The organism is Salinirubellus salinus (assembly GCF_025231485.1).
Lineage (GTDB): Archaea > Halobacteriota > Halobacteria > Halobacteriales > Haloarculaceae > Salinirubellus > Salinirubellus salinus.
Genome location: NZ_CP104003.1, coordinates 1,905,797 through 1,916,220 on the forward strand (window position 1 = coordinate 1,905,797; position 10,424 = coordinate 1,916,220).

Genomic DNA, 10,424 nt, shown 5'->3' on the forward strand with positions numbered 1-10,424 from the left:
TTAGAACACCCCGATACGCGAGGCCACTTCCTGGGCGTCGTCGTCCTCGTGGAGGGTGACGGTCGCCTTCTTCGTGCCCTGCATCGTGTTCTGCGTGTTCACGTTCGTGACGCGGACCTCGAAGCGCTCCTCGACCTCCGCGGCGATCTCGGGCTTGGTGCCCGAGGAGTCACAGATGAACTCGAGCTTGTTCTCGAAGTCCATCTTGTTCATCGCCTTCTCGGTCACGAGCGGGTGCTTGACGAGGCTCATCGGTCCGCCACCTCCTCGAGCGCGCTCTCGGTCCAGACCGTCAGTCGACCCGGCGCCGTCCCCGGCGCGAGGTCCTCGGCGGAGACGTTCGCCGCGGTGGCGACGTCGACACCCGCGAGGTTGCGAGCGGCCTTCGACGGTTCGGTGCTGGTCACGAACAGGATGGACTTGGGCTCCTTGTACTTGCGGCCGCGGGAGGTCCCGCGCCCGGCACGTACCGTCTTGCCCTCGTCCGCGCGTTCGACGTCCCCGTGGGCGCCGACGGCTTCGAGGAAGGACACCACGTCCTTCGTCTTCACGAGGTCCTCGAACTCGTCGCTCACCACGAGCGGGAGTTCGAGGTCCTCGTCGAAGCGGTGGCCGCGCTCGGCCACGAGGTCGGCGTCCGTGGTGGCCGCGATGGCCGAGCGGACGGCGAGCTTTCGCTCCTTGTCGTTCATGTCCAGCGAGCGGTCCTTCTCGGCCTTCGGCGGGTGGGCCACGCGGCCCTTCACCGCCTGCGGCACGCGCCGGCCCTGCCCGTTCTGTCGCGGGACGTGGGCCATACCGCGGCCCGAACCCATCGACTCCGCGGGCGTGCGGAGGCCGGCGAACTCGTCGGTGCCGTAGGCCTGTCGTCGGTTGGCCCGTGCGGCGGTGACCGCGCGCTTGATGAGATCCGGCCGGAACTGCGTCGTGAAGACGTCCGGCAGGTCCACCTCGCCCGCGTCGCCGCCGTCCAGGTCTCGTACTGTGGCTTTCATCCTTGGTTAGAGGCGGTGGAGACGTAGCGCACCTCGGGGTCGAGGCGCGGCTGGTCGGTCGGTCGGACGGCGGGACGGAAGCGCAGCAGGCGCTTGTTCGGTCCCGGCAGCGACCCCTTGACGAGCGCGTACTCGCCGCCGACCTCGCCGTAGTTGACGAAGCCGCCGTCGGGGGTCACGTCCTCGTCGCCCAGCGCGACGAGCCGCTTGTTCAGTTCGGTCCGCTGGTGGTAGCCGGTCTGCCCCTGCTGCGGGACGGTCGACCGGACACGCGAGGGGTTCCACGGGCCGAGGTTGCCGATGCGTCGGCGCCACCCCTGCCGGGCGTGTTTGCCCTTGCGCTTCTGGACGCCCCAGCGCTTGACCGGACCCTGGGTGCCCTTGCCCTTCGTGATACCCACGAAGTCGGCGTACTCGCCGGCGCGGAACACGTCGGTCACGGAGTGGGCCCCGCCCTCGGCGAGCAGGTCCATCCCGAACTCGACGCGGTCCTCGACGGAGCCGCCGCCGACGCGGGTCTCCATCACGTCGGGCTTGCGCTTCGGGACGCTCGTCTCGGCGGGCACGGTGTGGGTGATGACTCGGACGTCGGCCACCTCACCGGCCTCGAGCGCGTCGCGTACCTCGCTGTCGTCCATGCTGTACTCCCCGTTCGGGACCGAACGGGCGCGGGCGAGGTCCTCGTGGAGGTCCTCGGCCCAGACTTCGGTGATCGGTCGCGTCCCGTACGGCGTGTCCTCGTAGACTCGAAGGGCCGCCGCCCGCATGGGCGGGGTCTCCACGACGGTCACAGGGACCGTCTCCTCCATCCCCTCGCGGGGGGAGTTGGGTTCGTCGTTGATCATCACGACGTGGGTCATACCGGCTTTGTACCCGGCGAACCCCTGGAGCCCCGGCTGTCCGTCGGCGTCCGGCCAGGTCGAGATGGTGGGCACCTCGCTGGTCGCACGCTTGCGGGGGCTGAACCCCATCGAGCCTTTTCGTGGTCTGCTCGGTTGTGGCATTGGTCTGTGTGGTTCTGTCTGGACTATCGCTCCAGATTCAGGGGCGCGAGCGTCGCGAACATCGCCTCCTCCGTCCGGACGACGTCGCTCCCCTGTCGCGGAACCGTATTGAGCCAGAGGTCGAACCGGGCTAGCGGTTCGTTTCCGTCGGATTCGTCGCTCGTCTCCACGGTGGAGACGGTCTCCTCGTTCGGCCCACCGCCGAAGATCTCCGGTAGCCCCCGGTCGGGGGCGCCGAAGACCACGGTGAGTCCACCCTCGGTGTCGACGCGCTGGACGAGACTGTCCAGCCGCGACACCGTGAGTTCCTCGCCGTGGCGGGACGCGGCGATGCGGAGCCCAGCGTCCGAACGCTGGAGCGCCGTCTCGACCGCTTCCCGTTCGACTGTGAACCCTGGGAGGGGTTCGTCCACGAGCTTTGCGCGGAGTGGCCGTCGCGAAGAGACCCTGATGGTCACGCGTGCTCCCTCGCTCGGTGACGCCATCGACGGCGGCACCGGGAGGGAGACCGGGTGTTGCAGTCCGCAATTGACCCGAACGCGCCCGTCAGGTCCGACCTCGGTCACGATTCCCTGTCTTAACGACCCCGAACCCTTCGATCCGGAGCCGGTCTGTGAGCCGACGCGGAGCGGCGGCAACACGCCGACGTGCTCCAGTTCGTCGCGCACGTCCCACGCCTCCTTTCGGAGGTAGGGGGGTGTGGCCGCGTAGGCCAGCACCGTGGCGACGAACCCGCCACCGTACCGCCCGTCCTCGCCCCCGGAATCGGGGTAGACGACGAGTCGGTCGACCCGGAACACCGCCGCCGCACGGGCGACGTAGCCGAGTTTGCGAGTCGCCTCGCGTTTGTCCTCGGCCTCCCGGACCAGCGATGACGGCACGAGCACGGTTCGTGTCATGCCGTGACGCTTCCGCGTCCGTCCACTAGACGGTAGCGATATGGTACCGGAAGCACCCGTAAAAGGGTAGCGCTTTGCCGGGTCCTAGAGAGGGCCTATCACGCGTGAGTCGCTCGCAGACGGGAGTTTCGTGCCGAGCGATCTGTCCCCTCACACGACCCTCGCGTCGGGGTCGATGGTCGGCGTCGAGACCGGGGTCGGAGCCACCCCTGCGGGTCCCCCTCCGACCGGACCTGCCGCCATGCTGTCGCTACTCCCGGTCCTTCTTCGCCGCTCGACCCAGTTCCCGCTCGACGCTCTCCACCTTCTCGCGTGCGCGCTGCTCGCGCGTGCGCTTGTCGTCTATCTTCAGGAACGTCGAGACCCGGTCGCCGTCGACCGCCCGGTGGGCCGCCTCGCAGGCGTCGAACAGCGTCCCGACGTCGTCGGCCTCGATCACCGTCCCCATCGGGTTCGTCTCGTAGGCCACGTCGAACGCGTCGAGCGCCGCGACGGCTTTGGCCACCTCGCTCGCCATGCTCCCCTCGCGGACCGGTGCGACCGACAGGAGTGCCACGACTGCCATACACTGCCGTCGACGTGCACCACTAAAACGGTGGCCCGCGACCCACCCGGTATGAGATCCACACGCGTCGAGGCCAACGGCCTCACCTTCGAGTGTCTCGTCGAGGGCGACGGCGACCGACTCGCGCTCTGCCTCCACGGCTTCCCGGACGACGCCGGGTCGATGGCCCCCCTGCAGGAGCGCCTCGCGGACGCCGGCTTCACCGCCGTCGCGCCCTACATGCGGGGGTACGCCCCCACCGACCCCGCTCCGGACGGGGTGTACACCGCGAGTGAACTCGGCCGCGACGCGGTCGCACTGGCGGAGCGCCTCTGTGCAGAACACGACCTCACGGAACCGGTGCTGGTGGGCCACGACTGGGGAGCCGTCGCCTCGTACGTCGCGAGCGTCTCCTCGCCCGAGACCTTCGAGCGGATGGTGACCCTCGCGGTCCCACCCCGGTTCGACGCGCTCCTCCGGGCGCACCCGGGGCAGTTCGTCCGTTCCTGGTACATGTGGTTCTTCCAGCTCCCGGACGTACCCGAGCGGGCGCTGCGGTGGAACGACTACGCGCTCGTCGAGTTCCTCTGGGGCGTCTGGTCGCCGACGTGGCAGCACCCGCCCGAACGCTTCGAGGCGGTTCGCGAGACCTTCGACACCGACGAGACACTCGAGAACGCGCTCGAGTACTACCGGCAGATATCCGGTGGGCTGTTCGAGCGTGCCGTGACCGACCGGACACCCGCCGTCGACGACGAGCCCCACATCGAGGTTCCGACGCTCGTCCTCCACGGCGACGAGGACAGCTGCATGGCGCCCGCGCTCTTCGAGGACATCGGTGGCGTCTTCGCCGCGGGAACCCCACACCGTGTGGTCCGTGTCGCCGGCGCGGGTCACTTCCTCCACCAGGAGCGTCCAGACGTGGTGGGCGAGGAGGTCGTCGAGTTCCTGACCGCCTGACCGCGGGGGAGCGGGCGACTTTTTCCCCGCCCGCAGCGTCCGTTCGATATGAACTTCCGTCAGGGAGCGGGCCGGGCACGAGCGGTGCTGCACGCCGTGTTCCGCGAGGTGCGGAGCGAGAACGTCACGTTCATGGCCGGCAGCATCGCGTACCACGCGTTCCTCTCGCTCCTGCCGTTCCTCCTGCTCGTCCTGTTCGTCGTCTCCCGCCTGGGCGACGAGGAACTCGCGCGGACGCTCGTGAACGCGATGGCGGGCTACCTCTCACCCGAGACGGTGGACGTGCTCGTCGACGCCGCGCTGAACGCCACCGGCGACGGCCGACTCTCCGTGGTCGGCGTCGTCGTCCTCGTCTGGGGGGCGCTCCGCATCTTCCGCGGGCTCGATACCGCGTTCTCCGACATCTACGAGTCCGAACACGAGAACACGTTCCTCGACCAGGTGCGCGACGGCGTCGTCGTCTTCGGCGCCATCGGCCTCGCGCTGTTCCTCGTTTCGCTGGCCGACGCGCTGGTCGCGGTCCCCTCGTTCGGGCCCGCGGACGCCGTCGTCCGGCCGTCCCTCTCCATGCTCACGCTCACCGTCGCGTTCCTCCCGATGTACTACATCTTCCCCGACGAGGTGGTCTCCGTCCGCGAGGTGGTGCCGGGTGCCCTCGTCGCCGCCACCGGGTGGACGGCGCTCAGCCTCGGCTTCCAGTTCTACGTCGGCGCCACCTCGACCGCCTCCTACGGCATCGTCGGCGCCGTCATCCTGCTCATCACCTGGCTCTACTTCGGCGGCCTCGTCCTCCTCGTCGGCGCCGCCGTCAACGCCGTCCTCGCCGGGCGCTCCGAGGACGTCGCCGGGATCGCGTGGGACGCCGCCCCCGAGCCGAGCGGCGAGGGCGACCCGACGGCCGACGACGCGGCGTTCGTCGCGGGCGTCGAGGAACTGCAGGCGGCGTTCGACACGAAGCCGGGGACGGTCCGGTTCGTCGTCGGCGACACGGACGTGACCGTGGAGGCCCCCGACGAGGTGGCGTTCGACGTGGACACCATCGACCGTCCGGACCTCCTGGGCGGCGACCGCGAGACAGCGACCGTGACGATGCGCTGGGACTCGTGGAAAGACTGAGGACGCGAGGACCGCGGACAGGGCGGCCTCAGGAGACGAACGTGACCCCGGCGAACTCGAAGCGGGCGCCCCCGTCGGCCGCCCGCGTCACCCGTGCCGACCAGCCGTGGTCGGCCGCGAACCGACGGACGATGGCCAGCCCGTAGCCCGTGCCGCCGCCGGTGGAGACGCCGGCGTCGAACACACCGGTCCGCTCTCCCTGCGGGACGCCCGGCCCGTCGTCGGCGACGTAGAACCCCAGCGGTTCGGCGTCCGGCCCCGCCTCCGCCGCACGGAACGTCCCGAGGCGGACGGTCACGTCCGGCCCGGCGTGGGTCAGGGCGTTCTGCAGGACGTTCTCGAACAGTTGGCGCAGGATGGCCGGGTCCGCGAGCACCTCCCCGTCGGACTCGACGACGAGTTCGGCGTCGGGACTCGCGATGTCGGTCCACACCAGGCTGGCGACGCCCTCGAGCGACACGGACTCCTGCTCCCCCATCCGATAGCCGTTCTCCGCGTACGTCTCCAGGTCGTCGATGATGCGGTCGGCCCGGTCGAGCGCGGCCCTCGCCGCCTCGACGTGCGACCGCGAACCGGTGTCGACGCCCGAGGCGTCGAGTAGTTCGAGGTTCCCACGCGCGACCAGCAACGGGTTCCGGAGGTCGTGCGAGACCGTGGCCGCGAACGTGGCGAGTTCGCCCCGCTCCGAAGCGGACGCTCGCTCGGTGCCACCTGCTGGGGGCGGCTCGTTACCGTCTATCATACACTCTCCCACCCCGTACTTCGCGCTCACCACACATCGGCCGTCTGCTTGTAGGATACGGGTGTTTAAGTCGGGGCGCTGGAGACGGCTCTCTGGCTGATGATTTATGACCCAGTGGCTCTTGGTAGTCGAGAGAACACCACCGTGGCAATCGTCGCCGAACTGGAGATCCCCGCCGACACGTTCGACCTCGGTCGAGTGACGAGCGTCGGCGGCCCGATCCACCTCGAACTCGAGCGCGTCGTCCCCTCCGGTGGCGAGGTGATGCCGTTCTTCTGGGCGACGGACTGTCCCGACTTCGAGCGATTCGAGCGACGGGTCCGCGAGGAGCGGCTCGTCGAGGAGCTCACCGCAGTCGTCCAGTTCGACGACCAGGTGCTCTACCACGTCGTCTGGGGCGAGACGACCGCGAGCCTGACCCGCGCGCTCGTCGCCACCGACGCGACCATCCTCGAGGCGCGAGGGAACGACCCGTGGGAGTTCCAGCTCCGCTTCCGAGACCGTGACGACCTCCGCGCGTTCGCCGACCACTGTCGAGAGACGGGCATCGAGGTCGACCTCCAGCGCGTCTACGAACTCTCGGGCCCCAGCCCACAGGAGAGTGTCGACGCGCTCACCGACGAACAGCGCGCGGCGCTCGTCGCCGCGGTGAGCGGGGGCTACTTCGAGGTCCCGCGACGGACCACGCTCGGGGCGGTGGCCGACGAACTCGGCATCAGCCAGCAGGCCACCTCCGAGCGCGTTCGACGGGCCGCCGACCGGGTGCTGCGCGGGGCGCTGTCGATCACGGAGGAGTGAGGAGGTGGGGATTCCGACGCGGTCGCACGGCGTCGGCCGGACGTAGCGCGCGACACGCGACGCGGTCGCTCGGGAGTCTGCCTCGGTAGAAGTGCGCTGGCGGGGATTTGAACCCCGGTTGTGACCATGGCAAGGTCACGTGATACCACTACACTACCAGCGCCTGTCTGCACTCCAATCTAACCCGGGTGGGAAGTATAAGGGTTCCGGAACCCCGCCACGGGAGCGCCACGGTCTCACGGACAAACCCTAAGCGAGAACCCGCACAACCCCCGCCATGGACGAACTCAACGTGATGGCCATCGAACTGGTCGACGAGGCCATCGACTTCGCGGACGAACTCGCCGTGGACGTCTGGGAACTCGACAACGGGGCCACAGTCCTCGACTTCGGCGTCGAGACGGTCGGCGCCGTCGAGGCCGGCCTCCTCCTCACCGAGATACAGACCGCCGGACTGGCGACCGTCCGCTCCTCGATGGGCGAGGTGGCCGGCGCGCCGCTGACCCACGTCGAACTCTCGACGGACCACCCCGCGCTCTCGTTGCTCTGCTCGCAGAAGGCCGGCTGGGAACTGGAGACCGAGCAGTTCGCCGGTCTCGGGAGCGGCCCGGCGCGCGCGCTCGTCGCCGAGGAGGAGGAGTTCGCCCGCACCGGCTACGCCGAGGAGAGCGACTTCGCCGTCCTCGCCGTCGAGACGGACGTCCTCCCCGTCGCCCCCGTCGCCGAACAGGTCGCCGAGCGCGCGGGCGTCAACCCCGAAGCCACCTTCCTCCCCGTCTTCGCCACCGCCTCGATAACGGGGAGCGTCACGCTCGCCGCACGCGCGGCTGAACTCGCCGTCTACCGCCTCTCGGAACTCGGCTACGACCCGCTCGACGTGCTCTCGGTGACCGGGGAGGCGCCCATCGCACCCGTCGGCGCGGACGAGGAGACGGCCATCGCGCGCACCAACGACGCGCTGGCCTACGGCGGCCGGGTCCACATGACCGTCGCCGAGCCGTTCGACCGGTTCGACGAGGTCGCCTCCACCGCACGCGACCAGCACGGCGTCCCCTTCGCCGACATCTTCGAGGCCGCGGACTGGGACTTCACCGAGGTGGACCGCGGCGTCTTCGCGCCCGCGCAGGTGACCGTGGACGTCCTCGGTGGCGACACTCACGTCGTCGGCGAGACGGACGAGGCGCTGCTGGCCGACTCCTTCGGGCTGTGAGGGCGAAGGTCAAGGTCGTCCCGCCGGCCCCGGATTCGGTGGGGGCCGTCCGCGAGACGTGGCGGGCGGTCGCGCTCGTCCCCGAACCCGAGGAGTCCTGCTGTGCCCGCCTGATGGACCGGGCCGACGTCCCCGCACAGGACGAGGCAAAGGAGTGGCTCACCTTCCTCCGCGGCCTCGGACTGGTCAGCGAGGGCGAACGGGGCTACCACCGTCTGCGCGAGGACCCCGGCGAGGTCGACCTCGCTCGCCGCTTCCGCGAGGGCGTCTACGGCGTCGAGACGCTCCTCGACCGACTCGACGCCGACCCGGTCGACGCCGACGCCGCGTTCGAGCGGTTCGCCGACCGGGTGCCGAACTGGGAGCGTCACCACAACGCCGACTGGGAGTCGGTCTGGCGCGAGCGCGTGGGGCGGCTGCTGGGGTGGGCAGTCCTGCTGGGGCTCGCCGACCGCGTCGAGGGCGGCTACGTCCGGGCCGACTGAGCGTCGGTCGGCACCGCTACCCTCTTGCCCACCGACCACTCACACCGGGACGTGACCGAACGCCGCGTCGACACCGTCCTGTTCGACCTCGACGACACGCTCTGTTCGTACCGCCGTGGCGGCGGCGAACTCATCGAACTGGCGTTCGAGCAGGTGGGCGTCGACCCGTTCTTCGACGTGGTCGACTACCACGCCCGCTACCCGGAGTTCGTCGACGACACCGAGACCGTCGAGGAACTCCGCAGCGACTGTTTCGCCGCCATCGCCGCCGACCGGGGGTACGACGCCGAGACGGGTCGGGCGCTCGCGGACGCCTTCGCCGCCGAGCGCGACCACCGGAACGTCGAGGCCACCCCGGGCGCCCACGAGGCGCTCGAGCACCTCGCGGACGACCACCGCCTCGGCCTCGTCACGAACGGCGCGCCCGAGATGCAGGCGAAGAAACTGGACGGCATCGGCATCCGCGACGCGTTCGACGCCCTCGTGTTCGCGGGCTACGACACGCCCGGCAAGCCCGACCCGGCGCCGTTCGACCACGCGCTCTCCCGACTCGACGCGGCATCTGACCGGGCGGTCCACGTCGGCAACTCACTCGGGTCGGACGTGGCGGGCGCGCACGCGGCCGGCGTCGGCTCGGCGTGGCTCCCCGACGGCACGCACGACGGCCCGCCGGAGCCGACGCCGGACTACACGCTGGACTCGCTGCACGACCTGCAGGCGCCGCCGTGGCGGGAGTGATTCGTCACCAGCGGTCTACACCGGTTCGACCCACGAGTCGTCCGCCCTCAGGGTCTCGTCGAGTTCGAGGACGATACGCTCGGCACCGGCGGCGACGCTTCCACGCAGCCGCCAAGGATCCGTCGACTCCACCGTGACGGCGGTGTGACACTCCCAGATGAGGTCGGACTCGAGTGGGTCTAAACCACTCTCGAGGAGGAACGGAACGACGGTCGGGTGGCTCAACAACGACATCTCGAGGTTGCTGTGGAGGAACCAGTGGCAGTACTCACAGACGAGCGAGACGACCTGCCCGAGGTCTACGTTCTTTGGGTCGGGAAGGAGTTCACCGTCCTCGCTAATAGATACCGACGTCTCGCCGGCACAGTACGGGCAGAAGCCGACGAGCATCGAGAAGTGGTCGATCAACAGCCGTTCACGCAGGACTCTGTACGCGGCCTCCCCCTCGCCGGCGGCGATCGATTCTGCCGCCCGCCGTAGTCCGCCAGCGGGGACTGGATACCGCATATCGACGAGTTCGCACTCTGGACACCCACGGTGAATCCGTCCGTCTTCTATCCACGTTTCCTTTGGAACTTCACAATCGGTACAGACTCGCTCGGTCGCCACACGTCGCCCCTCCATCTCCGCGACGAGACTATCCTCCTCCGTCTCGAAGATGCCCGCCCGCAACCCCCGGTAGACGTTGATTCCCTGCAGTGAGAGGCGGTACCCCTCGTCTGTCGAGAGGACGAACTGGTCGGTCAACTTCTGGAGGTGGTAGTTGAACGTCCCGCTGTCGGCCACGTCCGACGCTTCGTAGAGCCGCGAGAACGAGATGGTGGAGAACTCGCCGGGGTCGCTCAGGTCACCCAGCGACTGGATGATCCTGAGACGTGTCTCGTTCCCGAGCAGGGAGAACGCCTCGGCCCCTCCGCCTGGCATGGATGTGCT

General features: G+C 69.4%; 13 protein-coding genes and 1 tRNA gene. 6 read left to right on the forward strand and 8 right to left on the reverse strand.

The genetic code is table 11. The features are described from left to right. The 5 genes from N0B31_RS10415 to N0B31_RS10435 form a co-directional block, all read right to left on the reverse strand. Positions 1-252, reverse strand: a complete 252-nt coding sequence (locus tag N0B31_RS10415) for a 50S ribosomal protein L23 (protein WP_260643803.1) — start codon at positions 250-252, stop codon at positions 1-3. Then, complete coding sequence (gene rpl4p / locus N0B31_RS10420; protein ID WP_260643804.1) at positions 249-995, reverse strand: 50S ribosomal protein L4; 747 nt, start codon at positions 993-995, stop codon at positions 249-251. The genes N0B31_RS10415 and rpl4p overlap by 4 nt, the downstream gene beginning before the upstream one ends. Continuing rightward, complete coding sequence (locus N0B31_RS10425) at positions 992-1,999, reverse strand: 50S ribosomal protein L3 (RefSeq protein WP_260643805.1); 1,008 nt, start codon at positions 1,997-1,999, stop codon at positions 992-994. Before N0B31_RS10425 ends, rpl4p begins: the two co-directional genes overlap by 4 nt. Positions 2,000-2,022: 23 nt before the next feature. Beyond that, complete coding sequence (locus N0B31_RS10430) at positions 2,023-2,898, reverse strand: putative RNA uridine N3 methyltransferase (protein ID WP_260643806.1); 876 nt, start codon at positions 2,896-2,898, stop codon at positions 2,023-2,025. A gap of 250 nt (positions 2,899-3,148) precedes the next feature. Next, on the reverse strand, positions 3,149-3,463 hold the full coding sequence (locus N0B31_RS10435; RefSeq protein WP_260643807.1) for an MTH1187 family thiamine-binding protein: 315 nt from the start codon (positions 3,461-3,463) through the stop codon (positions 3,149-3,151). A gap of 51 nt (positions 3,464-3,514) precedes the next feature. Between N0B31_RS10435 and N0B31_RS10440 the strand changes: the two genes are divergently transcribed. After that, on the forward strand, positions 3,515-4,402 hold the full coding sequence (locus N0B31_RS10440; RefSeq protein ID WP_260643808.1) for an alpha/beta fold hydrolase: 888 nt from the start codon (positions 3,515-3,517) through the stop codon (positions 4,400-4,402). A 48-nt stretch (positions 4,403-4,450) separates the two neighbouring features. Continuing rightward, entirely contained in the window at positions 4,451-5,518 is a 1,068-nt protein-coding gene (locus N0B31_RS10445; RefSeq protein ID WP_260643809.1) for a YihY/virulence factor BrkB family protein, read from the forward strand. Positions 5,519-5,546: 28 nt separating this feature from the next. Here N0B31_RS10445 and N0B31_RS10450 read toward each other — a convergent pair whose 3' ends face one another. Next, entirely contained in the window at positions 5,547-6,260 is a 714-nt protein-coding gene (locus N0B31_RS10450) for a sensor histidine kinase (RefSeq protein WP_260643810.1), read from the reverse strand. A 144-nt stretch (positions 6,261-6,404) separates the two neighbouring features. Here N0B31_RS10450 and N0B31_RS10455 point away from each other — a divergent pair, with 144 nt between their 5' ends. Further along, positions 6,405-7,058: a helix-turn-helix domain-containing protein gene (locus tag N0B31_RS10455; protein ID WP_260643811.1), complete on the forward strand. Its 654-nt coding sequence runs from the start codon at positions 6,405-6,407 to the stop codon at positions 7,056-7,058. A 92-nt stretch (positions 7,059-7,150) separates the two neighbouring features. Here N0B31_RS10455 and N0B31_RS10460 read toward each other — a convergent pair. After that, positions 7,151-7,221: transfer RNA gene (locus N0B31_RS10460), tRNA-Gly, on the reverse strand. A 114-nt stretch (positions 7,222-7,335) separates the two neighbouring features. On the opposite strand from N0B31_RS10460, the gene mch reads away from it, so the two are divergent. From mch to N0B31_RS10475, 3 genes are read left to right on the forward strand one after another with little or no spacing between them, the layout of a single operon-like run. Further along, positions 7,336-8,268, forward strand: a complete 933-nt coding sequence (gene mch / locus N0B31_RS10465) for a methenyltetrahydromethanopterin cyclohydrolase (RefSeq protein ID WP_260643812.1) — start codon at positions 7,336-7,338, stop codon at positions 8,266-8,268. After that, entirely contained in the window at positions 8,265-8,753 is a 489-nt protein-coding gene (locus N0B31_RS10470) for a double winged helix-containing putative transcriptional regulator (RefSeq protein WP_260643813.1), read from the forward strand. The genes mch and N0B31_RS10470 overlap by 4 nt, the downstream gene beginning before the upstream one ends. A gap of 51 nt (positions 8,754-8,804) precedes the next feature. Then, positions 8,805-9,491, forward strand: a complete 687-nt coding sequence (locus N0B31_RS10475; RefSeq protein WP_260643814.1) for an HAD family hydrolase — start codon at positions 8,805-8,807, stop codon at positions 9,489-9,491. Between the two features lie 15 nt (positions 9,492-9,506). On the opposite strand, the gene N0B31_RS10480 is transcribed toward N0B31_RS10475, so the two are convergent. After that, positions 9,507-10,415: a DUF7351 domain-containing protein gene (locus tag N0B31_RS10480; protein ID WP_260643815.1), complete on the reverse strand. Its 909-nt coding sequence runs from the start codon at positions 10,413-10,415 to the stop codon at positions 9,507-9,509. Between the last annotated feature and the right edge of the window lie 9 nt (positions 10,416-10,424).

Coding starts and splice junctions, on each gene's coding strand:
- N0B31_RS10450 (WP_260643810.1), bottom strand. CDS start 6,260: ATGATAGACGGTAACGAGCCGCCCCCAGCAGGTGGCACCGAGCGAGCG.
- N0B31_RS10430 (WP_260643806.1), bottom strand. CDS start 2,898: ATGACACGAACCGTGCTCGTGCCGTCATCGCTGGTCCGGGAGGCCGAG.
- rpl4p (WP_260643804.1), bottom strand. CDS start 995: ATGAAAGCCACAGTACGAGACCTGGACGGCGGCGACGCGGGCGAGGTG.
- N0B31_RS10445 (WP_260643809.1), top strand. CDS start 4,451: ATGAACTTCCGTCAGGGAGCGGGCCGGGCACGAGCGGTGCTGCACGCC.
- N0B31_RS10415 (WP_260643803.1), bottom strand. CDS start 252: ATGAGCCTCGTCAAGCACCCGCTCGTGACCGAGAAGGCGATGAACAAG.
- mch (WP_260643812.1), top strand. CDS start 7,336: ATGGACGAACTCAACGTGATGGCCATCGAACTGGTCGACGAGGCCATC.
- N0B31_RS10425 (WP_260643805.1), bottom strand. CDS start 1,999: ATGCCACAACCGAGCAGACCACGAAAAGGCTCGATGGGGTTCAGCCCC.
- N0B31_RS10435 (WP_260643807.1), bottom strand. CDS start 3,463: ATGGCAGTCGTGGCACTCCTGTCGGTCGCACCGGTCCGCGAGGGGAGC.
- N0B31_RS10480 (WP_260643815.1), bottom strand. CDS start 10,415: ATGCCAGGCGGAGGGGCCGAGGCGTTCTCCCTGCTCGGGAACGAGACA.
- N0B31_RS10440 (WP_260643808.1), top strand. CDS start 3,515: ATGAGATCCACACGCGTCGAGGCCAACGGCCTCACCTTCGAGTGTCTC.